This is a genomic window from Desulfosporosinus paludis, from assembly GCF_045689965.1.
Classification (GTDB): Bacteria; Bacillota; Desulfitobacteriia; order Desulfitobacteriales; family Desulfitobacteriaceae; genus Desulfosporosinus; species Desulfosporosinus paludis.
The window spans coordinates 1,439,815-1,462,954 of record NZ_CP144211.1 but is presented as its reverse complement, the minus strand read 5'-3'; the positions used below and the strand labels follow the sequence as shown (position 1 = coordinate 1,462,954).

24 protein-coding genes and 3 pseudogenes are annotated in these 23,140 nt (G+C 41.9%); 20 read left to right on the top strand and 7 right to left on the bottom strand.

Features of this window, described 5'->3' with window-relative positions; translation table 11 throughout:
• Positions 1-148 precede the first annotated feature (148 nt).
• The 3 genes from VZF35_RS07545 to VZF35_RS07535 form a co-directional block, all read right to left on the bottom strand.
• On the bottom strand, positions 149-412 hold the full coding sequence (locus tag VZF35_RS07545) for a cupin domain-containing protein (protein ID WP_407312427.1): 264 nt from the start codon (positions 410-412) through the stop codon (positions 149-151).
• A 182-nt stretch (positions 413-594) separates the two neighbouring features.
• Positions 595-1,236 carry an MBL fold metallo-hydrolase gene (locus VZF35_RS07540; protein WP_407312425.1) on the bottom strand — a complete coding sequence of 214 codons (642 nt, stop codon included), beginning with the start codon at positions 1,234-1,236 and terminating at the stop codon, positions 595-597.
• A gap of 141 nt (positions 1,237-1,377) precedes the next feature.
• Entirely contained in the window at positions 1,378-1,611 is a 234-nt protein-coding gene (locus tag VZF35_RS07535) for a hypothetical protein (protein ID WP_407312424.1), read from the bottom strand.
• A gap of 215 nt (positions 1,612-1,826) precedes the next feature.
• Between VZF35_RS07535 and VZF35_RS07530 the strand changes: the two genes are divergently transcribed.
• The 18 genes and pseudogenes from VZF35_RS07530 (at position 1,827) to VZF35_RS07445 (ending at position 18,607) form a co-directional block, all read left to right on the top strand.
• Complete coding sequence (locus VZF35_RS07530; RefSeq protein ID WP_407312422.1) at positions 1,827-2,531, top strand: alpha/beta fold hydrolase; 705 nt, start codon at positions 1,827-1,829, stop codon at positions 2,529-2,531.
• Between the two features lie 222 nt (positions 2,532-2,753).
• A pseudogene (locus VZF35_RS07525) lies at positions 2,754-3,022 on the top strand (Ku protein).
• On the top strand, positions 3,019-3,243 hold the full coding sequence (locus VZF35_RS07520) for a DUF1801 domain-containing protein (RefSeq protein ID WP_407312420.1): 225 nt from the start codon (positions 3,019-3,021) through the stop codon (positions 3,241-3,243). Before VZF35_RS07525 ends, VZF35_RS07520 begins: the two are co-directional and overlap by 4 nt.
• 10 nt (positions 3,244-3,253) lie before the next feature.
• Positions 3,254-3,499, top strand: coding sequence for a YdeI/OmpD-associated family protein (locus VZF35_RS07515; protein ID WP_407312418.1), 246 nt, complete (start codon positions 3,254-3,256; stop codon positions 3,497-3,499).
• 266 nt (positions 3,500-3,765) lie between these two features.
• Positions 3,766-3,924: pseudogene (locus VZF35_RS07510) on the top strand (SDR family NAD(P)-dependent oxidoreductase); the annotation flags it as partial.
• 12 nt (positions 3,925-3,936) lie between these two features.
• Entirely contained in the window at positions 3,937-5,109 is a 1,173-nt protein-coding gene (locus VZF35_RS07505) for a twin-arginine translocation signal domain-containing protein (RefSeq protein ID WP_407312416.1), read from the top strand.
• Between the two features lie 393 nt (positions 5,110-5,502).
• Positions 5,503-7,476: a histidine kinase gene (locus VZF35_RS07500; RefSeq protein ID WP_407312414.1), complete on the top strand. Its 1,974-nt coding sequence runs from the start codon at positions 5,503-5,505 to the stop codon at positions 7,474-7,476.
• A complete protein-coding gene (locus VZF35_RS07495; RefSeq protein WP_407312412.1) occupies positions 7,473-8,333 on the top strand; it encodes a response regulator in 861 nt (286 codons plus the stop codon). Before VZF35_RS07500 ends, VZF35_RS07495 begins: the two co-directional genes overlap by 4 nt.
• A gap of 258 nt (positions 8,334-8,591) precedes the next feature.
• Positions 8,592-8,807: a carbon storage regulator gene (locus VZF35_RS07490; RefSeq protein ID WP_407312410.1), complete on the top strand. Its 216-nt coding sequence runs from the start codon at positions 8,592-8,594 to the stop codon at positions 8,805-8,807.
• A gap of 249 nt (positions 8,808-9,056) precedes the next feature.
• Positions 9,057-9,233 (top strand): carbon storage regulator, encoded by a 177-nt coding sequence (locus VZF35_RS07485; protein ID WP_407312408.1) that lies wholly within the window; start codon positions 9,057-9,059, stop codon positions 9,231-9,233.
• Between the two features lie 86 nt (positions 9,234-9,319).
• Positions 9,320-10,276 carry a flagellin gene (locus tag VZF35_RS07480; RefSeq protein WP_407312406.1) on the top strand — a complete coding sequence of 319 codons (957 nt, stop codon included), beginning with the start codon at positions 9,320-9,322 and terminating at the stop codon, positions 10,274-10,276.
• A gap of 3,229 nt (positions 10,277-13,505) precedes the next feature.
• Positions 13,506-13,787, top strand: a pseudogene (locus VZF35_RS07475) (flagellin); the annotation flags it as partial.
• 172 nt (positions 13,788-13,959) lie between these two features.
• Entirely contained in the window at positions 13,960-15,183 is a 1,224-nt protein-coding gene (gene fliB, locus VZF35_RS07470; protein WP_407314520.1) for a flagellin lysine-N-methylase, read from the top strand.
• 7 nt (positions 15,184-15,190) lie between these two features.
• A complete protein-coding gene (locus VZF35_RS07465; protein ID WP_407312404.1) occupies positions 15,191-15,574 on the top strand; it encodes a hypothetical protein in 384 nt (127 codons plus the stop codon).
• Positions 15,575-15,667: 93 nt separating this feature from the next.
• On the top strand, positions 15,668-15,820 hold the full coding sequence (locus VZF35_RS07460) for a hypothetical protein (protein ID WP_407312402.1): 153 nt from the start codon (positions 15,668-15,670) through the stop codon (positions 15,818-15,820).
• A gap of 481 nt (positions 15,821-16,301) precedes the next feature.
• A complete protein-coding gene (locus tag VZF35_RS07455; protein WP_407312400.1) occupies positions 16,302-16,811 on the top strand; it encodes a hypothetical protein in 510 nt (169 codons plus the stop codon).
• 662 nt (positions 16,812-17,473) lie between these two features.
• Positions 17,474-17,920, top strand: coding sequence for a DUF523 domain-containing protein (locus VZF35_RS07450; protein ID WP_407312398.1), 447 nt, complete (start codon positions 17,474-17,476; stop codon positions 17,918-17,920).
• Between the two features lie 144 nt (positions 17,921-18,064).
• A complete protein-coding gene (locus VZF35_RS07445) occupies positions 18,065-18,607 on the top strand; it encodes a YfiT family bacillithiol transferase (protein ID WP_407312396.1) in 543 nt (180 codons plus the stop codon).
• Positions 18,608-18,639: 32 nt separating this feature from the next.
• Here the strand turns inward: VZF35_RS07445 and VZF35_RS07440 are convergent, their stop codons facing one another.
• On the bottom strand, positions 18,640-19,242 hold the full coding sequence (locus VZF35_RS07440) for a class I SAM-dependent methyltransferase (protein ID WP_407312394.1): 603 nt from the start codon (positions 19,240-19,242) through the stop codon (positions 18,640-18,642).
• Between the two features lie 199 nt (positions 19,243-19,441).
• On the opposite strand from VZF35_RS07440, the gene VZF35_RS07435 reads away from it, so the two are divergent.
• Entirely contained in the window at positions 19,442-20,143 is a 702-nt protein-coding gene (locus VZF35_RS07435; protein ID WP_407312392.1) for a protein-L-isoaspartate(D-aspartate) O-methyltransferase, read from the top strand.
• Between the two features lie 88 nt (positions 20,144-20,231).
• On the opposite strand, the gene VZF35_RS07430 is transcribed toward VZF35_RS07435, so the two are convergent.
• Positions 20,232-21,404, bottom strand: a complete 1,173-nt coding sequence (locus VZF35_RS07430; protein WP_407312390.1) for a YCF48-related protein — start codon at positions 21,402-21,404, stop codon at positions 20,232-20,234.
• 254 nt (positions 21,405-21,658) lie between these two features.
• On the opposite strand from VZF35_RS07430, the gene VZF35_RS07425 reads away from it, so the two are divergent.
• On the top strand, positions 21,659-21,865 hold the full coding sequence (locus tag VZF35_RS07425) for a helix-turn-helix domain-containing protein (protein WP_407312388.1): 207 nt from the start codon (positions 21,659-21,661) through the stop codon (positions 21,863-21,865).
• A gap of 146 nt (positions 21,866-22,011) precedes the next feature.
• On the opposite strand, the gene VZF35_RS07420 is transcribed toward VZF35_RS07425, so the two are convergent.
• Both VZF35_RS07420 and VZF35_RS07415 read right to left on the bottom strand, forming a co-directional pair.
• Positions 22,012-22,512 carry a hypothetical protein gene (locus tag VZF35_RS07420; RefSeq protein ID WP_407312386.1) on the bottom strand — a complete coding sequence of 167 codons (501 nt, stop codon included), beginning with the start codon at positions 22,510-22,512 and terminating at the stop codon, positions 22,012-22,014.
• Between the two features lie 139 nt (positions 22,513-22,651).
• Entirely contained in the window at positions 22,652-22,957 is a 306-nt protein-coding gene (locus tag VZF35_RS07415; protein WP_407312384.1) for a zinc-ribbon domain containing protein, read from the bottom strand.
• Between the last annotated feature and the right edge of the window lie 183 nt (positions 22,958-23,140).

The window sequence follows — 23,140 nt, the reverse complement described above, 5'->3', positions numbered from 1 at the left end:
AGATCTTGGATTCTGGTAATTTGAAGAAGAGGGAAGAGGATTTTGCTGGGGTTAATGTAACAGGGGTTGTGAAATTCTCATCTCACAACCCCTAGATGTTTAGTGTCTTTAGTATACGGCATTCGATCCGTGTTTTTAGCACGGTTATTTATTCTCTAACCACAGGTACCAAAAATGATGTTACATAGAGATTGTCTTCTGACCTTAAAGCATGCATTACTTTCGCAGGAACAATAAAAGCTTTGCCTGGAATTAACGGAACCTCGGAATCTTCAAGCACCCCAAATCCGGAGCCACTAATGCAATAAAAGATCTCATCATGTTGAGGGTGCTTATGCAAAGCTACCTTTTTCTCATTGGGAATATGATAAACGTTAACATTGATCTGCTCTTTGATTAATTGCAAGTCCAATTCGATCCCTCCTAAAAATACAAGCTTTCTATTGCTTTTTCGTAAACACTCCGACTTTATCATATTTCAATTAAAGAGACTAGGTAAAGGTTAAGAAAACGAGTGATTACACTACCGATATGGATACCAGCAGAACGGCAAATTTGAAGTATTAAAATTCAGGTTCTTGGCTCCCTTAATCATTAAGTTAATTTCAGGCAGGGGCCATGGCCGGTCGCAACAAACCTAGGATTTAATTGCCTCAAAGTTTGCTGCAACTTGGCCCGTCGCTCAGGATCTGGCACTTGCTCAGGGTGTATATTATTTATTTCAGTAAGCCAATTGGATTCAATGACGGTACCGCTCGCTTCACCGAACCTCATCATTAGGTCGCTACTAAAGAAAATCCTGCGCTGAGTTTCCATGGCTAATAATCCTTCCCAAAGATGCATTTCGGAGGGGTAACTAAGAAATTCCAGTTCGTAGTCATCCGTCGTCAGTTTCTCACCAGGTTTCTTAATAATAAACTCGTTGGCAAGTCCGAATCCACTAAATTGACGGGCTGTCACTTCGGAACAAATTGGTTTGGCATCAGGAAAGTTTTCGAGGATGTGAGACAATCCACCACATTCGTCTGCTTCAAAGTGAGAAATGAAAAGATACTTCAAAATTTTTCCATCAAGAATAGCTTTCAGCTGGGGTACAAAGGCGGTTGCTTGTTGGATATTACCTGTATGAAGCAAGAGTGGATCACCAGTTGAAAGTAAATACTGGTGGAATGAAAGTTTGATTGGCTGAATGTAGGTACTAAATTGATATAAATCTTGATCAATGACGTTTGACATGCTAGTAGCTCCTTCATTTGAGGTTATCAACATAGACTCGACAACATATAGTAATTCCCAAAAAGGTCAATTTAATAGGGAGAAGATTATGCCCCATATAAAAGCTAATGGCGCCAATGACACCTTGACCAGCAGCAACCATTAGAGCGCCAGCTCCTGCGGTTGCCCACCATATAAACCAATAAGGGTTTGACGCAGTAATAGTAAGCCCCGCCACCCAGGGACGGAGACTTTTTTCGTTACCTCGCCTGAAAGTTCAAGGGCAGCCGAATGAATAGAATCCTTCAAAATTCCATAGGCCATCCAAAAGAGGAATAAACCACCTACTATTCCGATCGTTCCCTTCACAGAAGGCCAAGTGATATAAGTTCCCATACCCAAAAAAATTGCAACTACTAGGCAAGTTCTAAGAGTGCATGGCCTGAGGCAATTTGCGGTCCTTGGTCGTGACAATTTGACTATGAAAAATATAGCTCTTTTATCGTGACAAGGCACGTTGAGGCAGAATAACTCGCTAAACTGCTTAGCAAACTATAGAAAACTTTGACTAGGAGGACTGTTGCTCTCCGTTTGAGCATGAGAAATTTTTCTTGGAAAACGGTTATCGCCTGGTTATTCCATCGCGTCCCGGATACGGAAGGACGCCTTCAGCTTCAGGTAGAACAGCCGAAGAATTTGCACATACTCTATCGTCTTTATTGGATGTATTATTGATTGATCAGGTAATTGTCATAGGTATATCGGCAGCAGGCCGGACGGCATTGCATTTCGCCAAGAACTATCCCAAAAGGGTAACGAAGCTGATTCTTGAAAGCGCTGTGACTTGTGAAGTTTGGCCTGATTCACACACCCGGAGAGGTGCGCTGATCATATTTAACAGATTCAATGAAAAATTTACTTGGGCGCTACTCCGGCAGGTGGGACGATTCGCCCCTGATTTTTTCCTTAAATTACTGCTTCCTTCACTGAGCTCACTAAAAACTGAAGAAGTAATAAAAAGCTGGGATGAAAAGGAACGTCGTGCAGTCCTCAAATTTCTTTTGGCTTCGAGGTCCGGAGAAGGATTTCTAAACGACATAAAACATACATTTAATGAGTTTAATCTTATCACTGTTCCAACCTTGATTATTGCAAGTACCTACGATAAATCTGTAAGTCCTGAAAATTCGATAAAAGCAGCAGAGCAAATAACAGGCGCTGAACTCATGATGATTCCTGCACAAAGCCACTTAATTTGGTTTAGTAAATATAAAACGGAAATAGAGAATAAAATTGCTGATTTCATACAGAACTAAGTGTACGCCCCGATGCTATGGAGATATTATGGAGGAATCTATACTAATGAAGAGGGAGATGAAGCCTTATAAACACAAAATTCATAGCTGAAAACCAAAGGCATCAGAACAAAAGAATTTCGAATGATTTACATTTCACCGCCAATACTATTGTCGAGATGATATTATGGCAGTGGCGCACAAAACAACTATCAGTTTTCTCTCGTTTCTATCCCTGTGTCCATGTACACAACCACGCAAGACAATAACATCAGCTTCAACCAGCTTCATGAAGAGACCATCAGCGCATCCACTACAAAAAAATCTGCGGGCATTGCGGTGCAGAAGTTTCGGGCAAGTACATTGTTAAAGGATATGAATATGACAAAGATAAATATGTCATTGTGACCGATAATGACATTGAGAAAATCAAGTCTGAAAAGGACAAGACCATTCAAATCCTAAGGTTGATGTATAATCAAGTAAAGACAAAAAGTGGCAGAAAGAATTGAAGTGGGGTAAACCTTGTTACAAGTTTCAGGAAAGAAACATAGTTTTAATACATGGATTTAAAGAATACTGTGCACTTCTGTTTTTCAATGGTGCCTTGTTAAAGGATACCCATGGTATTCTAATCCAACAAACGGAGAATGTGCAGGCGGGGCGCCAGATTCGGTTCACCGGTGTTCAAGAAATAGTTGAGATGGAAGCCATCTTGAAAGCCTATATATGAAACCATTGAAGTGGAAAAAGCCGGCTTGAAAGTGAATTTTAAGAAGAGTACAGAACTCATAATTCCTGAAGAATTTCAAAATAAATTAGATGGAATCCCTGCCTTGAAAGCTGCTTTTGATGCATTGACGCCGGGACGGCAAAGAGCATACATTTTTTATTTTTCTGAACCCAAACAATCCAAAACTCGAGACTCAAGGGTTGAAAAATGTATGCAGCAAATTCTCAATGGAAGGGGATTAAATGATTATAATTGAGCTGGGCCTATCCGGGAAACCTCATTGACGGTCACCGCCGGGAGCTCGGGTGGCGGGATGGGTACGAGGCATAACCAACGAAATCTAATTCTAAGAGTAAAGTAGTTTAATTGAAGTTAGGTTTAATTATGGTAGAATTAAAGCTAAAGAATAAAGTAACTCTAATAACGGGTGGCAACAGCTAGATTGTTTATAGAAAATGGTGCCAAACTTGTTATTGTTGATCGGGATGTAAAGACACTTGAAAGTGGAACAATGAACTTGGTGAAAATGCTATTGCAATCAAAGCAGATGTATCTAAACTCTCAGATATTGAGAATGTAGTGGCTCAAGTCCGCTACAAGTTTGGAAAAATAGATGTTTTATTTGCGAATGCTGGTATTTCTGAGTGTCCGCCGATACTGCTAAAAAATGAGGAGAACTGAGGTGAGACTGAAATGGGGAATATAGCATTAATCAACAGGCGTAACTTCTTAAAAGGTTCTGCAATAATCGGAAGCGTGGTGGTAGCGGGAGGCTTCTGGAGGGCTGCTGAAAACGGGGTATTCAGTACCGGTAAAGGCCCTGCTTATACGGCCTGGGAAACAAGTCCCAATGGTTTAGACGGATTAGTCAATGCTGCACTTTTAGCTGCTAATGCTCACAATGCCCAACCCTGGCTTTTTAAATTAGGAAACTCATCAATAGAGCTCAAAGCAGATACAGGTAGGAATCTCGGCCCCGTTGACCCCTATTTAAGAGAGATGTATATCAGTTTAGGCTGTGCCTTGGAAAACTTGATTATTGCCGCAAAAGAAAATGGTTATTCGCCTATAATAACCTATTTTCCAGATCAGCAAGACATTAATTATATAGCCAAGATAGATTTAACGACTATGAAACCACTCCATATGGAGCTTTATGATGCCATCCCAAAACGCCATATGAACCGTGGGCCTTATGATACAACCCGGGATATTACACAAGAAATAATTGTATCCTTAATGAACCTAAACATCGATAACTCAGAAGTTAAATTATTCATGTTCGATTCTCAACAGGATAAACTAAAAATAGGGCAAGCAATGATTGAAGCAACCCAGACTCTAATTTCTGATAAGGAACAGATCGGTGTTGATCCCAAATGGACGAGGCAATCGTGGCAAGATATCGAAAAATACAAAGATGGTATAACTACCGATGCCCAGGGCCTACCAACACTCACTCGCATGATAGCTAAAATCTTACCGCCACTCTCCCCAGAACAAAATAACCAATTCTGGCTAAATACCTTAAAAAACAAACACGTAGCAACGGCTGCTGCTTTTGGCTTTGTTACCGTCCGCGATCCACAGGATTATCTGCAAGTCGTTAAAGCAGGGCAATTGTGGCAAAGGCTCCATCTGTGGGCTACCACCAAGGGACTTGGCATGCAGATCATGAACCAGTTGTCAGAACGCCGAGATAGGGAAGTATCACTCAACTTGACACCAGTTTTCGGAGAAAAGCTACGTGAAATCTTAGGGACTTCAGAATGGCACAGTATCATTCAGTTCCGAATGGGTTATCCAACGATAGAAGCCCTTCCAAGTCCGAGAAGACCTGTCAAAGATGTATTGGTTTCCATTTAGTCAGACTTATTTATACCAAAACCTATGACCGAAGTATACTCGGTCAGGTGAATAATATGGTTTTCATGGCAACTAATGCTTTCTTTAAGGATGAGGACTTTAACCAGATTGAATTGGATTACTAGTGCAACTAGGGAATTTAAGGTGAGGTCAATAGTTTGATTTGGTGTAATTTCAATCTACATAGTGGAAAATTTAAAAAACAAATATTAATTTGTTGTTGGCTTTGGTCAAATAATAGAGGAATTAAGCGAAACCTAACGAATTAATATAGACGAATGACGCAATATTTAACTTATTTTATTAAAATAATTTTGTGGACTCAAAGATGTTTGAGGGTACCTGCTAGGGAAAACTGCAAGATAATAATAGAAGCCAGGGTGTGAAGAAATCTTGAAGAACACCGGACTTACTTGGAGAATCGTACTCATCCTATCCTGGATTGCTTTGATATTTTTCGGTGCAATCAGGGTGTTTTCATCGAGTTCTGATCTTGTTGATCACGGCAGGGCGGATTTATCGAGTTTTGATTTTAAGCAAAGTAACAATAAATCAGTCGTCCTTAAAGGAGACTGGGAATTCTATTGGAATCGATTATTGACGCCAGACGATTTTATAAATGAGCCCACGCCCCCCATGGATTCGTTCCTGAAAGTGCCAGGCAGTTGGGATGAACAAACGGCAGGAACAAAGGGTTATCCTCATCATGGGTTCGCCACCTATCGCCTGCACCTGATCTATCCAACGACGCTTAAAGACCCCGCTCTGAGCATTCGAAATGTTGCCAATGCCTATCGGCTCTATGTTAATGGACGGTTTATTGCAGAAGTTGGTAAGGTATCGGATAGACTTTCGGATTTCAAGAATGGCGAGAAATCGCTCATTTTAGAGTTGCCAAAAGATACGCAAGAGCTTGAGTTGATTTTTCAGGTGGCCAATCTGGATTATACCAAGGGAGGACTCCACGAAGCGCCAGTCTTTGGATCCAAACAAGTCATAGAGCGCCAGGAGATGATCCTCTCAGCGCTACAGCTTTTATTCATTGGCGGCGTTTTTATCTTTAGCCTTTACTATTTCTTACTCTTTATTTTGCAAACTAGAAATAAAACAGCCCTGTTTTTCAGCCTGCTTTGTTTCATCACGGCCCTGCGCTCCTCAATATGGGGTTTAGAACCTATCGGAATTTTATTCCCTAATGTTTCTTTTGATGGAGTAGCCTATATAAATTATTTGACAGGTTATAATTTGCTGCCGTTGATGATTTTGTTTGTCCATAGTCTTTACCCGTTTGGAAGTAAAGTAAAGTACACTTATGCCACCCGAAGCGTTTATTATTTGACTTGGTGCAAAAAATTGATATTGGCTTTAGTCCTACTGCCTACTCTGTTTTTTGATGGTTTACTCCTGTTCAAAACTCCTCAATTTATGTCGTCCATTACGAATTACCTTTACTTGTTGGTGCTGCTGCAAATGATTTACGTCATGAGTGTCCTCATAATAGCAGTGCTTCAGAAAAGGGACAACGCTAGACTAATGTTTATTGCCTTTGGCATTTTCGTTATGACGATTCTGGCAGATATCCTTCATTATCTGGGAATTGGCGGTATCAATATATCCTATATGTTTTTATATGGAAATTTTGCGGTTATCTTAGCAATGTCGTTTGTTCAATCTCAACAACAAGCCCTTACTCATAAAAAACTTATTTTATACAATCAAAAGTTAGTGGAAGCAGACAAACTCAAGGATAAAATAATGGCTACAGAGATGTCCTTCTTACAAGCTCAGATAAAGCCGCATTTCCTCTATAATGCCTTGAGTGCCATTGCCAATATTTGCGAAAATGATGGGACAAAGGCCAGCAAGCTCATTATTGATTTAGCCATCTATTTAAGGGGAAGTCTGGAATTTAATCACCTGGATAAAAGGGTGACGATCGAAAAAGAACTGGAATTCATCGAAACCTATTTCAACATTGAACAAGCACGTTTTGGTCAAAAGATCCAGCTGCTTAAAGAGCTTAGTATTTCTTCAAACGTGCAAATACCTGTTCTTATCCTCCAACCCCTAGTGGAAAATGCCGTACGTCATGGAATATCTAAAAAGCAAGAGGGAGGAAGGGTGACTGTCAGATTGATGACGTATGAGAAAGGAATCAGGATAGAGATTGAAGATGATGGTATTGGAATGGAAGAAGAAAGATTAATTCCCCTCCTGAGTGAACGAAGAAACGGTCAAGGCGTTGGTCTCCTGAATATCCATCACCGACTCCTTAGATTGTATGGCAGAGGCCTTGATATCAGCAGCGAGGTGGGACGTGGCACCTGCGTGAGACTGGTGATACCGGAAGGGAGAAAACCATTATGATACGGATTGCGGCAGTAGACGATGAGATGCATGTTTTAGAACGATTTAAAAGAATGGCTTTGGAAATTAAGGAAATTGAGTTATGTGGTTTGTTTGAAACAGGAGAACAGTTATTATCTTACTTGAAAATTCATCCGCTGGATGCGGTTTTTCTAGATATTGAAATGCTGGGGGTTAACGGTCTTCAACTGTCCGAGCAGATATTAGACCTGGATAAAGATATAGATATTATTTTTGTGACGGCCTTTAATCAATACGCAGTAGATGCCTTCGAATTACAGGCAATGGATTATATTATGAAACCTATGACACAAGAAAGACTGGAGAAAACATTAAGGCGATTGTCGAAAAACAATGATACAGCTGGAGGATCAGGAAAACCTTTTATTCAATGTTTCGGCGACTTCGAAGTATTTTTAGATGGAGAAGCGCTGGCCTGGAAAAATTCTAAGGCCAAAGAAATTTTGGCATTTTTAGTACATAAAAGGGGTGTGCCGGTAAATTGGGAAAAGATAGCGGATGCAGTTTGGCCTGACTATAACGCCGAAAAAGCTCATACTAATTTCCATGCCACCACCTATTTACTGCGAAAAAGATTGGCAGAAGCAGGCATCTCACAGATACTTGAAAATGGCCGTGGGAATTATAGACTGGCGACAAACCAAGTTAACTGTGAACTTTATCAGCTGGACGAGTTGCTTAAGGGCAATCAGATCAGAAGAGGAAATTTAGATTTACTTAAACAGTTGAAACAGAGAGGATATATGGAATTGAGCGGGTATGCCTGGGCACATTCAAGAGCTGCTGAACTTGATGAGATGCTCAAGAGGGTGATGCGGGATTTGAAGAAAGAATAAAAATCTTGACAAATTTTTTAATTTAGTGGAGAAGCACGGAACCATTGGTTTATAAAGTTTTCACAATGTGCCCTATAGGAGTATTAATCCTATAGGGCACATCCTATTTAGGGTTCATTTAGGGTAAATGTTTTATTATCAGAGTAATGTAATAAATGGGAGGCGAACTGAAATCATTATTGAAGTTTTTTAAACATCTTGAAAAAAGCCCTAAAGTTCTGAGACAATATTACGATATAGTGATTAGGAGGAGCAATCGTGCTGGTGTTAGGAAGAAAACCTGGCGAATATGTAATGATTGGCGAAGACATCATGGTCAAAGTTGTAAGAAGTGACACAGGAGATTTAAGACTTGCCATCAATGCCCCTAAGAGCACAGTTATTACACGTGGAGAACTATATGAAACTAAAGACAACTCTCTCACGATCAATACGCTTAAAGATCAGATTAATATAAATAGTACAGGGAACTGAATACCATCGCAGGGACGGGCAAACAAGCCAAATCACCCTTACAGGACGTAGGGAAGGTTTGGAATGTTTGCTCGTTTTTTTATTTAATCGGATTCAGTAATGCCATTTCATAGTATAGAGTAGGAACCAAAATTAATTCAGTTACAGGGACGAGTGAATAAACCAAATCATCCTTACAGGACGTAGGGAGGATATTGGATATTTTGCTCGTTTTTTTAATGAATCTATCCAATCAAGGAGGAGAAAATTATGCTGGTGTTAGGAAGGAAGCCAGGCGAATATGTGATGATCGGTGACAACATTATGGTCAAAGTCATTAGAAGTGAATTTGGTGATTTGAGACTGGCAATCGAAGCCCCTAAGAACACTCTTATTATTCGCGGAGAAATATATGAAGAGCAAAACAAGCCTCCTAAGACCAGTTAGTTAGGCAAATCGAAGTTGGCATAGAATCTTATATAAATAATTCAAGGACGACGACTATTGCTCATTCCTGGCAGGACGTCAATTTGATGAAGCAATACTCGTCTTTTTTTATTTTCCTAAAAATTAATCTTATGATAATAAGCCGAGTTGGCCATCAGGCTTGTTATAAAAAATGTGAAAAAGGAAGTTCACATTACGCAAAAACAAGGAGGTTTTCCATCATGATTATCAATACTAATATGGCATCACTTAATACTATTCGCCAGTTGGGTATCAATGAGAAGGCTACCCAAAGTTCTTTGGCAAAATTGTCCTCAGGTCTACGGATCAACAGCGCGGCTGATGATGCAGCAGGTCTATCAATCTCCGAAAAAATCCGTGGACAGATCAGTGGGTTAAACCAGGCTTCTAGTAATGCTCAAACTGGTATTAACATGGTATCTACTGCTGAAGGTGCTCTGAACGAAACCACGAGCATCCTGCAACGTATGCGTGAGCTTGCAGTCCAAGCTGGTAGTGATACCAACACCACTACTGACCGTGGCGCAATGCAGACTGAAATGAATCAGTTAACCTCTGAAATAAACAGGATTGGTAATACGACTCAGTTCAACACTCAGAACCTTCTTAAGGGTACCAATGTGGCTGCGACGACAACGACTGCAGGAAACACCGCCGTCATCAATGGACAGGTCGGGGTAGCGGTTGGAACCGCATCACAGCTAATTACCAACGCGAATAGCGTGGCGGGCGTGAACTCAACGGCTTCAGTGCAGGCGTCCACCTCAGCAGCGACTGGTGCCTTGTCGAACATGGTTGAGACCCTCCCCAGCACCAAGGGAGTGGCTGCGTCTGTTACCCTTACTAATGGCATTGCCTTCAATGGTGTGGATACGGTCAACGGCAACTCATTGAATGGCACGACAGTCAATATAGTGCAGGGGAACGCTGCAGGTTCGGCCACCACTCTCAGCTATGATAGCGTTAACAAGGCCTACACCTTCACGATCGGCGAAAACGCAGGGGAACCTCTCAGCCACTGATCGCGGCTCGCTGTACAACGAGATTAATAATGCCATTAAGAACAGCAGCTATGCGGGTGCGATTTCTGTTAACAATGTCACAGACACGAGCGAGTCCGTCGACAGTGTTGCAGCTAGCGGTGTATTTGCGGGTGGTATAAAGGAGGTTGACGGCTCATACAATTTCAGCATTACCAGTGCCTTTAAGGAAGCCGGCGATACGATATCCATTGGTGGACAGACATTCACAGCCGTGATGTCCGGTGCGGATGCGACCAAGGGTCAGTTTAACGTAGGACCCTCAGTTCCGACGGTAACAGGTGCCGTTGGTGCTGTTGAGACGACTGACTTATCAGCTATTGGCGCTGCGGGGAAAGTGACTATTAATGTTGGTGGCACTAACTTCTATATATCTAACACCACGTTGAAGACGTTAGCAGGTGCCCAAAATGATGCCAATGTTACAGCTGCGATTTCGGGCGCGGACACTTATGGGGATGGAACCGGAACGTTGTTAAGTTCCGTGGCCAATGTCAGCATTGATGCCACCACGAAAAAAATTACGATCACGGCCAAAAACCCTCAGCAGGCTCCAATATTATGGAATACAAGTGGTACTACAGTAGAAGATCAGACATCAATTAACAATGCTTTCGGGATGAACACTTATGCTCAAGTCACGGGAGCAAATGCAGCTACTATAGGAACGAACCTTAAAAATACCGCAGCAGTGTGGGATACTGGTGCTATTACTGCAGCAAGCGCTAATGGTGCGGCGACGTTTAGATTTAATGGTGTTACCGTAAACATGAACGTTACCAGTAATGGTGGGTCCAATGTAGGCACAAGTAGCTATACAGATAAAACACAGAACTTGACCATTGATGACTCTGTCGATAGCACTGCCGGTAATCAAGCAACTCAAATAGTTGCAGCACTAAATCAATACAAAGCAACTGCCAACGGTGGCAATAACGAACTGAGCAACTTTACGTTTGCCGTAGACACTACCGGAACTGGAATTGATATTACGGATACCCAGGCGGACGGTGCTTTAAATAACGCTTTGGCTGCAGTAGCGACTGACCCGGGTTCAACAAACTTTGCTATTACAAACGTAGGTTCAGGAGCTCAGCTAGGTGGGACTGATGGTGTAACTGGAGTCACTAAAACTGCTGCAGATACATCTGTCACGATTAATCTCGACGGTACGAATTACACCTTGGATAGCACAGCCCTACAAACTCTTGATGGAACTCAAAGCTTAGCCTCAACGAAAACTTTGATTGGTAACGCAGTTGACAGTAGTGGTAATAAGTTATCCAGTGTTGCGAGTATTACTTCTAATGCCGGCGGTGACATAATCATCACCTCAAAAACAGCGGGCTCGACTTCAAACGGGGCTGCGTCAAATGTAAAAGTTACCATCAATGGAACCAATGCCGCTTCCGTGACTAATGCAAAAACTGCTTTGGGAATAAGTTCGGGTCAGAGCAATACAGGAGCCATAGCTGTGTCGCAGAGTAATTCCACTGCTGACCAAGCGGCTAGCTTGCAGCAAGCAATCGCGGCCAACGCGGTGCTGGGGGCGAGATTCGGTTCTCCAACAGTTGCTTACGGTTCCTCCACAATTACCTTAAATGAAACTGCAGGCAGTGCGGCTGGTGTCACCCTTGGTAATGCCGTGGTCGCTGGAGCCGGCACAAATGACAAGTTACTCATTACCAACACAGGCGGTCAGAACCTTAAGACGGTAACAATCCTGCAGGGGTTGGCAACTGCAGGAGCGCAGGCCAAGACTGGTACAGTCGACACGTCTTTCCAAGTACAGGCTCAAACTAAAGGAACTGAGCTGAACGGTGTCACAGTTGCCTTCTCCGGTCTGACAAACACTGCGAATGCTAATGCCCTAACCAGTACTTGGGATGCTGATTCAAAAACCTTAACAGTCAGCGGAAACATTAATAATGCGGTAGGTAACACTGCTGCTACCATATCAACCGCGATGCGAAATACCATTTCAAGTGGACTTCAAGCTGCTGGATATAGCACCGGAGGCGCACTCAATGCCACCAATTCTACCACTAACGGTAACGCACTCAATATTCTTGATGTTTGGAATGGTAATTCCATTACCTTTGGCTCGGGTACTGGCTCCGTAGCGGGTGCAACGACTGTTAACAATGATACACTCACGGTTGATCAGAATAACGGCAACCTGACAATTTATCTGGCTAATACCTCTGCCTATAAAAATACTGCCGCCAATATTCAAGCAGCGGTTAATGCGTTGGGCAACAATGGAGCAACCGGCGGGATAGACTTCTCAAAGTACCAGTTTGCAGCCCAGGGCAATTGGGATACCAGCACGTTGGGCAATGATATCGCCAAAGGGACCTCAACAATGGTTGGAGGGACAGTTGCGGTCGATGGTTCATACAGCTTTGGCATCGATAAAGCGTTCGCTGCCGGCGATGTGGTAAACATTAAGGGCCAGAACTTTACTGCTGTTGATAGCGGCGCTAATGCAAGCAAGGGCGAGTTTAACGTGGCGGGCGGTGATCTTGTTGCACAGGCCGCAGGACTAAATGACGCCATTTCCCTGAACTCTGTTCTAAAGGCCAATTACTCGGCTACCGTCAGTGGCTCGACGATCACAATGACGGAGAAGGCCGCCACAGGCGTTGACATGCAGACATCCGATGTCGGTGTGACTGGGACCGGTACTCAGGGGCAATATTCGGTTGCCGCCAGCCAGCTGCTCACCGACGGGGCATCCTTCAGCATTGATGGACAGAATATCTCTGTTTCTTCCAAAACAAACAATGTTGGTTATGCTAACGGAACTGCCATCCAGCAGGCTTCCACCCTTGCCCAACAGACATCAGAGTTATCGGACGCTATCAACACCAACAGCACCTTGAACCAGAAGTACACTGCTTCTGTCGACACCGATGGCAACCTGCTGCTAACTCAGAAAGTCGGTAGCTCTGATGCACCCAGTGTGCAGATGACCACCTCTACTAAGGGCGACTTTACTGCTAAACTACAAATTGGCGCCAACTCTGGTCAAACTATGACAGTTAATATCTCAGATATGAGATCCTTAGCGTTGGGGATCTCTGGAGATGGTTCGACAAGTACTGTCGAGGCCAAAGATGGCTCGGTTGCCTCGTATGTGGCGACTGCTGACGTCAGCAATGGTACCGATAATACCAATGTCGAATATGGACTGGACATTTCTACGGCGGATAAAGCGACGGCTGCCATCAGCGTTATCGATGATGCCACTAATGCTGTATCTGCTGAACGCTCAAATCTTGGTGCTTTCCAAAACCGTTTGGAACACACCATCAACAACTTGGGAACTGCTTCACAGAACATTACCACTGCTGAAGCCAACATCCGTGACGTGGATATGGCCTCAGAGATGACCAACTTCCAGAAAAACAACATTCTCCAACAGGCTGCTCAAGCCATGCTGGCGCAAGCTAACCAACAGCCTCAAGGCGTTCTCCAATTACTCCGTTAATTGATTAGCAACCTATCGAGCAGTTTGAATATCACACATTTACTTGTTAAGAGCCAGGGACGCTTGTCTCTGGCTCTTAACTCATTAATCCTCACCTTTCGTTTCTCATAAAAGTGGGTTGTAAGTATTAGTCATAGATAGGAGCGTGGTCCTCTTGGCAAAAACATGAGAGATACTCCAGCCTCAATACGTCGGGAATTTCCAGTGCATTGGTCCGGCTTGTGAAGATAGTTGCTGTATTGGCTGGCGAGTTCAGATAGATAAAGATACCTACCAAAATTACCGACACTGCTCGGATGAACAAATGCGCTTACAAATGGATGAGAAGGTTACCCGCAACCGCACGAATGCGAGTACAGGAAACTATGCAAAAATCAAGCTCAATGCGGATAGCGTTTGCCCCTTTATCGATGGAGACAAGCTTTGCGCAATTCAGCGTAAGCTAGGGGAAACGTTGCTTTCCGTCACCTGTACAACCTACCCGCGTATGTCCAACACTATCAATGGTGTCTTGGAAAAGTCGCTCACCATGTCATGCTCAGAGGCTGCAAGACGGGCCTTATTGAATCCCAACCTCATGGAATTTGATGCAATGGAAGAAGACACTGCTACCCGCCACAATGACGGCGTAGTGTTAGATACTAATGACATGAAGTTAGCCCAGCGTCCCCAAAAATATTTCTGGGATCTGCGGATCTTTATCATCTCCTTACTGCAAGATCGTACCTACCAACTCTGGCAGCGACTGGTCATACTTGGTCTATTTTGCAATAAATTAACCCAGTTGGTGAGCGCTTGTGAAGTTCATGAGATTCCCAAGCTGATTGCTACCTACAGGAATAACTTGGAACAGGACATCTACCGCAGCGAACTAGACACCATCCCTAACGAGTTGACGATTCAAATGGAACTCATGAAAGAATTGGCAGATGAACGTTTCCTCACCAATATTAACAACTCACGCTTCTTGGAGTGCTTTGCGGAGTTTCTTCATGGTGTTCAGTACACAGCCGAAGCTAAGAAAGAAGAGATAGGTGCACGGTACGCTGAGGCTCACAATACATACTATCAGCCTTTTATGGCGCAACATGAATACATCTTGGAAAACTATCTGGTCAATTACGTTTTCAAGAACCTATTCCCCGTCAATGGGGAAAAGTATATTTTAGACAACTACGTCCTTTTGATCGTCCACTATGCTATGATTAAAATGTTGCTCATTGGCATAGCGGGTTTCCATAAGGAAAACTTCGGAACTGACCAAGTGATCAAGCTCATTCAGTCTTTCTCAAAAGTTATCGAACACAACAATGCCTATGTGAAACAAGCTTTCAAGCTCCTTAAAGATAACAATATGAACACGTTGGCCTACATGGCTATCCTGATCAAGAACTAGCGGAGGAATGATGACGCTATATAGTAATCCAAACCATGAGGTCATATATCGCATCATGGAGTTGTTGCCGACAGTTGAAGAGGGGCTGGAGCACATGATCGGACAACTCGAAGAGCTACGCCTCGAAGAATCGGCAGTTCTGTTCCAGGATGTTTCCGAAGCCATCAGTAGCATCGCAAATAACCTCGTACGGCTGATACCCGAGCAAGATGGAGCGGAAACATTGCAATCTACTGGTCAGATCCGGGAAGCTATCGGGGCTATGATTGATGGCTATGAGGTCAGCAACCTGGTGTTAATCTATACAGCACTTGTGAATCACTTACTTCCTGCTTTCAACGTGTGGCGGCAGCATGTGGAACACCTCTTAGGGCCATCAATCATGTCATAAAGCAATAAACTTTACATTTTGAGTTTCAGTGTTGAAAAAGTTTAGTTACAAAATACCGAAAGTCAGAAATATACAAGGCAGAAGGATACCGTTATGACAATAACAGAGATCGATGAAAACTACTTGAAGCAAAAACTAGAATGGGTGAAGTACCGACTCGAAATGTTAGACCTGATTGAGGAGAAGCTAGGCTTGTGGCTGAGAAGGTTGGCTTCACTACTTATCGGGAAATGGCAAATTATATGAAGGAGAAGGGTTACGTTTGGGATGCGCTGCAGAACAATTATACCATTTCAGTTGAGCAAGCGCCCGGAGATTCCCGTGAAGCCTGTCAGTCGCGGCCGTTGCGGCAAATTGGAGATTCAACAGGAACAACGGAGTCACGTAGCAATCCGGACTGGTGGCAGTACCTGCCAAGCTTACAGTAGTTGGAAGAAAACATCGAATCATTGGAAGACTTGATGGCCACCACTGATAGCAATCAGGGAAATGGCGGGGGAATTATTCCTCGTTATGCCGTTCCGGGTGTCTTTGTCACAAAATCCGTGCACATGAGCAACTGACTAGCGCTGCAACTGGTAAAGTCGGCAATTACGTTCAAAATACGGCCAGCGTGAAAGGGCAAGAAGCATCCGTAACCTTGGCTAACGGAATTACCTTTACTATCGACGACAGCAAAGTAAGCTTAAATAACGCTGAATCCATGAACGGTAAGACTATCAGCATTGTGCAGGGTAGTACTGCCGGTGCTGACTCAGCTGTGGCTTATAATTCTTCAACAGAGACCTACACCTTTACAATTGGACAGAATTCAGATGGAAGCTCCAGGGCTACCAATCGTGGCGAACTTTACAACGAAATCTCTTCTGCGCTTACAAACTATTCTGGCTCAGATACTACAGCAGTCGCAAAACTGAAAGTAAATGTGCCAGCCGGAACCTCTACCAGTCTATCCAGTATTGCGACCTCCGGTCAACTCGCTGGTGGCGTAAACGAGCAAGAAGGATCCTACAGTTTTGATATTACTGGTGCCATCAAAGAGGCAGGCGATACCATCACCGTTGGTGGGCAGACCTTTACCGTTGTACAAGGCTCAGCCGATGCAACCAAAGACCAATTTAGCATCTCAGGTACCTCCGCTACTATTACTGGTGGATCTGAAGCAATGTTGGCACAAGCCAACCAACAACCGCAAGGTGTTAGACTCTGGGCACCCCAGAGTCTCTTTATAACGTAACTCCTTCTAAAGGTGCTGAAATGATCTATGGATCCAATGGATGAAACCTATCTTGAACAAAAGCTGAAATGTATTGGTTTCCATTTAGTCAGACTTTAACGGAGGGATCTGTTTGTGAAATTGCACATATTACAAACCGGTTATACGAACTATCTAAAGCCTTTTTTCTAAGGCTGTATTTTACCTAAGGAAGAATTAGATCATATACAGGTTTTTGAGAAACAAGTTTTCACGAGTAATTATATCCTGAGTAAAGAATATAAGCCTCAATTTATTCTATAACCAGATGGCGGAAAAGTCGGAACTGTTAAATACATTAATGAATGGATTGTTAGGGAGTGTCCAGCCAGAACGTATCTCATGCTCTGGCTTTTGGCATTTAGGTAACCCTTTTGGAAGGAATTTGGGGATATTTGTGGAATGCTTGATGGGAGTAGCTGATTAATCAGATAGCTTAATATTAATGCCAATTCTATAGCTGATGTATGAGGGCGTTTTTTTGCATGAAAGTGATGATATCTTAAGCTGCCGTTGGCTTATTTCATACAACATCGGCAAGGGTGAATTAGGTGCCGGTGCTTACGAAGCGAGGTTGGGAGACTTCTGAATTTGACTACGATACGAGTGTAAACAACTAACTACTGGTAAATGGGGGTTGTTATGTGTATCTAGTAAGCGCTTGCCTTGCGGGAATTAATTGTAGATATGATGGCAAAAATACTAAAATTGCGGAGATAGAAGAGCTCGTTAAAGACGGTAAGGCAATTTCAATATGTCCAGAAGTAATTGCTGGTCTAAATACTCCGAGAGATAGTTGTGAAATTGTAATCACCGATGATGGTACGAAAAAGGTTATCAGTAAAGATAACAAAGATTTTACTTTGGCGTATCGAGACGGAGCGCAAAAAACATTAAATATTGCAAAAATTATTGGAATAAATACAGCCATATTAAAAGCAAAGAGTCCTTCCTGTGGATGTGGCCAGGTTTATGATGGGAAATTTAGCGGAAATTTGATAAATGGTAATGGTATTACTGCTGAGCTTCTCTTAATCAACAATATTAAAATATATACCGAAGAAAACTTTAAAGAAATATACCCATTCTAGTGTGTAGTAAAACCATACAGTAGTGGCGCGAAGATTGGCGTCTCAATAGTTGATTCTATAGATGAACTTGAAAAAGCGCTTATAGTCGCAGACCCCATTCGGACTGGGTGAGACGAATAACCTTAAAGGAGGCCTATTTAAACTATGGATAAACTAAGGTATCCAATTGGACAATTTAATATGGCTGAAGATGTTGCAGTGGATCAAATTGAAAACTTGATTCGTCAAATTGAGTCTCTTCCTGGGTTACTTATTGAATCGGTCAGAGATTTGTCTAACGAGCAATTAGATTCTCCCTATAGACCCGGAGGGTGGACAATTCGGCAAGTTGTACATCATATAGCAGATAGTCATATGAATGCTTACATTAGATTTAAACTCGCATTGACTGAGGATATCCCCACAATAAAACCTTTCAATGAAGCATTATGGGCAGAACTTGAAGATGCACGAACCTTACCAGTTGACGTTTCCCTGAAGCTCATAGAAACTCTCCATAATCGATGGGTTGTTTTATTGAGGTCGTTATCCACTACGGAACTCAATCGTGAATTTCGACACCCAGATGCAGGAGTTCTTAGTCTTAAAAAGACAATAGGGTTATACGCATGGCATGGTCATCACCATTTGGCACACATCAAGAATTTTAGAAAGAGCATAGGAATGGTAAACAGTGAAACTAAATAATTAGAGCTTTATGCCAACCGAAAGGTTCGGTATTACACAAGATTCCGTTTTCGCATTAGGCAAACCCAGGCTCTGGGTGGGTTAGGGCGATTAGCTCCAAAATGGCTTGAAACGAGTGAAAGAATTTCGAAGTAGGGTTCAACAGAGTTAACAATTTCTCTGGCAGTGCGTTGCGGTGGACCTGGCATATTACGTTGTTCATCGGCGTTACCGATTAGACTCAACCACAGGCCATCTTTTTCTAAAGAGAAAGCTACATTTTCAGCGAAAATTTTTCGTTCTTCATTCGAGTCAAATGAATGAAAACAGCCTCTATCAAATGCAAAGTCAAATGGTGCTTGTTCAAGTCTGTTTGTAAGGAAGTCATTTGCAAAAAATGTACATTTGACATTAGCTTTTGCAGCTTCCTCTAAAGCCTTTTGTATTGCAATCTCCGAAGCATCAATACCTATTACATCAAAGTTATTTTGAGAAAGCCATATTGAGTTATTACCTGATCCGCATCCAATATCCAGTGCTTTACAAGGTTTAATTGCCATTGTGGTTACAGTCTGAATAAGATTGAAATCGGGTTTGCCAATATCCCAAGGAGTATTGCCTGCTTTATATCTTTCCTTGTATTGATCTTCAATCATTTTGTTTTAACCTCCTAAAAGCATTTATCGCTTACGGTGCACCTTCTGGAACAATTTGTTAGGTCATTAACTCTTATTATATATTCTTTTAAGTTCAACACAACATCATAAGACTAAAATTATATCTGGCGTCTATCGCAATAATATTCTTCTGAGATACGGAGAAAATATAAAAAATTAAAAGTGGGTGAAATATGTTTTGATTAACGTAAATTTGAACGAGCGACTGCCGGAACGTGAGTTGATGGTTCAAACTCAACTCATAGGGCGAGATATCACAGACGAGGTTATCATAAATGCAATGCTTACAGTTCCCCGCCATAAGTTTGTAAGCGAAGATCAACAAGAGTACGCGTACGATGATAGCCCATTGAAAATCGAAGTTGGGCAGACGATCAGTCAGCCGTATATTGTGGCCCTTATGGCTCAAACATTAGGGTTAAAAGCAAGCGACAAAGTCTTAGAAATTGGTACCGGTTCCGGTTATTCAGCAGCTATTTTATCTCGTATTGCCCAGAATATCTATACAATTGAACGCCATGAAGTTTTGGCGTATCTTGCCAAGGAACGATTTAAAGAACTGGGTTATAAAAATATAGATTTACATATCGGGGATGGTACTTTAGGGTGGCTGGAAAAAGCGCCATTTGAAGCCATTCTGGTCACGGCTGGTGGCCCCATGATTCCGGATTCCTTAATTGAACAATTAGCTGTAAATGGTCGCTTGGTTATCCCAGTTGGGGATAAAGCAGAACAGAAACTTATGCGCGTTACGAAAACAGAGACTTGTGAGCTCAAAGAAGAAAACCTTGGGTTAGTGCGTTTTGTCCCACTTATTGGATCAGAAGGCTGGGATGGATCAAAAATTATAACTAGCAGTAACGAATCAATCAGAAAATAGGAATTAATTCTAAAGCAAAATTTAAGACAAAGAAATTAACAAAACCGGGTTAGAGGAAATACTTTACCGGCCTTTTTCAGTGCACGCGTTATTTTTGCATTACAACTCTCCAGATTGCTCCACCATCTTCGGTTCTTACAATATTTAGAGAATTGCTTGATGCGGATCTATTAACAACAACACCCCATGCAAGTTGCTCATTGACAAAATCAATTCTGGCAAGGTCTCCGGCAATCATCGGAGGAAAACCTTTTGGCCGGGATTCATTCATTATTTTTGACCAGCTCTTGCCTTGATCGTTTGTTTTGAGCACGGCAATAGGGTAAGTAGATGGTAAATAAGCAACAAAGAAAGCACTTGTATTGCTTCTAGGTAAGAGATCCCCCGTTTCAAAAGGAGCAGGTTTTCCGGAGAAGGGTGGTTCAGCCATGTAATAGCCACTTTCAATTGTCCAACTATTAGATTTATCCTTATGCAATATTATCTTTGAGGATTGAGACATTGTACTCTCACTGGAAAATTGAGCCCATCCCTCCAAAGTAGAGTTAATAGTAACCTTACTATTAACTGGTTCAAGGGTTTTTCTAATGTTATCGGGGACTGACCATTCCTTATTCCATGTATTACCACCATCAGAGGTGTGCCAGAGAGAATCTGTACTTGACGCCCAACCTTCCTTATTGTTTTCGAAATCGACTGACATAAGGTTTTCCATGTTGAAAATTTGTTTCCAAGATTGACCAGAGTCAGTTGTATAGAGAAGGTTATTATTCAATTTAGCAAATCCTTCATTGGCATTTAAAAATTGAATTTGACAAGGGGATATTCTTGAAACCTGTTCAGTTTCAAATTGCTTTGTCCAATTTTCTCCTCCATCTGAGGTTGATAAGATAGAATAGACCCTTTTGGCAGATTGGGGATCAGTAATCCCGATGGCCCAACCATGTTCTCGATCAATAAACTGCATGGTTATAATATGATAGTTGTTCAACCGAGAAGACGACCATGTTTGCCCCTGATCAGAGGAATATAATATTTCGGTAAATAATGGGTCATGGATGTCAATGTTTAATCCTATCCAAACATATTTATCACCAAGGAAAGAAAAATTGGCATTTGCAATTTCAGTACTGGAAAGTGTTGAAGTATTTTGGGGAGATTGATTTGACGGGGCGGTTTTATTTAATGCGTTATTACAACCGCTTAATAAAAGAACTATAAGACATACTGTTGTGAAAGAATAAATTTTTTTAGTACACATTCATTAACATCCTCCATTTTCCGTGAGATGAGGAGAGACTTGTCGTTTACTCAATTTTTACAATTTCAATGTACAAGGTTTAAATCTCTCCCTTTTCAGGCGGAAGGGTTTTTAACGATTAAGTTTTCAGTCCTAATATTTATCCATTTTTACCCAAATTCCTGCTTGAGAACAGACCAAAAGGAGGATCCACGAATCGCGTGGATCCTCCTTCGTTAAGTTTTATCACAAAAACTTAAGCATAGGTTATACGTTTGCATGGAGAGGAGCTTCGGAAGTTCGAAATATCTGCCTCTCTGGAAAAAGGATGGAATCTGGAGAATGCCCATCAGTATTTAGATAAAGAAGCTTTGGAAAATGCTTTACATAGGATGAACGGCAATAAATTGGAAGTCGCCCGGCTGTTGGGAATCTCAAGATCTTGGCTCTATAAGAAAATGAGGCGGTATAACATGAATTGAGGAGTACCTAGCTGTACTTGGTAAAGGTTAGAACTGACTAATGGAGATGATGCGGTTCTGATTGGTTAAATAGGTTGGTATGATTAGTGATTTTCGGATAATCAGTCTCTTGAATTAGCTGTTGTGAGGTTTCTTTCTCGGTGGTTTTAGACGGCATAAAAAATGTCGGGTCGGCTAACTATACCATAGCTTTTGCTGAGGATAGTCCATAAATGATATGGTTGAGCACTGAGGCATAATAAGTTTTCAGAAAGCAAGGTTTTTAATAGGCCCATTTTCTGTCCACCGTTATAGAGAATAATCCAAGTTAATAGGGAAGCAACGAGACCTTTACTTAAATAATGATCTTTACCGGTTCTCTTAAGGATATATTGCAAGGGGATTCCAAGAACTGAACCAACTGCTAAATGTAACAACTCACCCAAAAATAGTCGTTTCCTTTTTCTAACTGATGTAGGAGTGACAAAAAATTGAGCTGCTATTTGCCCGAAGGTTGCTTCTGTCTTTTTAGCCTTATAGAGTAATAAGTTGGAAAGGTCAATCGTTATAGCGCCAATTAAACCTCCTAGAAGGCCAATCCTAATTGAATCCTTCATTTTACCGATTTTATGTACGGAATCTGTGAATTTTAGAAGAGAATTAAGCATCTTAGATTCCTCCAATAGTTGTTCAAATTCAATTATATGTTGCTCATAATTCAACAATTTAAATTTGTAATTATAACCAAAATGTAAATGTAAAAAAACCTCCGAGGCAATCAAGCCTTGGAGGTTTTTTATAAACGATTTACCAGTTGCTGCGTGTACGTGGTTGATAGCAATCGCGGCAATACACGGGTTTGTTGCCGGAAGGTTGGAAGGGTACTGTTGTTTCCTTCCCGCAATTTGCGCAAACAGCAGGGAACATTTCACGTTGGCGAGAAAAACCGCCGCCGCCATTGTTTCTGTTTTGAGCCTTTTTAGCTGCACGGCACTCAGGGCAACGACCAGGTTCGTTAGTGAATCCCTTTTCAGCATAGAATTCTTGTTCAGATGCTGTGAATTCGAAATCCCGTCCGCAATCTCTACAATTAAGCACTTTGTCATTAAACATTTCAAAAAACCTCCACTATAGTTTACCCGCTACATGGTAAGTTCAGCAGCCTCTTCCCAGAGCCGTAGCAATAGAGAAGGTTCGTGTAAATCCATTAAATTAACGAGTTTATATTAATATAGCTTAAAATAAGATATATGTCAAATAATTAGGACCATGAGTGTATTAAAATACACATATTGG

Bases quoted from the DNA above. Each gene is read 5' to 3' on its own strand.
- VZF35_RS07540 (WP_407312425.1), bottom strand. From the start codon at position 1,236: ATGTCAAACGTCATTGATCAAGATTTATATCAATTTAGTACCTACATT.
- VZF35_RS07535 (WP_407312424.1), bottom strand. From the start codon at position 1,611: ATGGGAACTTATATCACTTGGCCTTCTGTGAAGGGAACGATCGGAATA.
- VZF35_RS07505 (WP_407312416.1), top strand. From the start codon at position 3,937: ATGGGGAATATAGCATTAATCAACAGGCGTAACTTCTTAAAAGGTTCT.
- VZF35_RS07495 (WP_407312412.1), top strand. From the start codon at position 7,473: ATGATACGGATTGCGGCAGTAGACGATGAGATGCATGTTTTAGAACGA.
- VZF35_RS07485 (WP_407312408.1), top strand. From the start codon at position 9,057: ATGCTGGTGTTAGGAAGGAAGCCAGGCGAATATGTGATGATCGGTGAC.
- VZF35_RS07480 (WP_407312406.1), top strand. From the start codon at position 9,320: ATGAAGCAATACTCGTCTTTTTTTATTTTCCTAAAAATTAATCTTATG.
- VZF35_RS07465 (WP_407312404.1), top strand. From the start codon at position 15,191: ATGATGACGCTATATAGTAATCCAAACCATGAGGTCATATATCGCATC.
- VZF35_RS07460 (WP_407312402.1), top strand. From the start codon at position 15,668: ATGACAATAACAGAGATCGATGAAAACTACTTGAAGCAAAAACTAGAA.
- VZF35_RS07445 (WP_407312396.1), top strand. From the start codon at position 18,065: ATGGATAAACTAAGGTATCCAATTGGACAATTTAATATGGCTGAAGAT.
- VZF35_RS07440 (WP_407312394.1), bottom strand. From the start codon at position 19,242: ATGATTGAAGATCAATACAAGGAAAGATATAAAGCAGGCAATACTCCT.
- VZF35_RS07430 (WP_407312390.1), bottom strand. From the start codon at position 21,404: ATGTGTACTAAAAAAATTTATTCTTTCACAACAGTATGTCTTATAGTT.
- VZF35_RS07420 (WP_407312386.1), bottom strand. From the start codon at position 22,512: ATGCTTAATTCTCTTCTAAAATTCACAGATTCCGTACATAAAATCGGT.
- VZF35_RS07415 (WP_407312384.1), bottom strand. From the start codon at position 22,957: ATGTTTAATGACAAAGTGCTTAATTGTAGAGATTGCGGACGGGATTTC.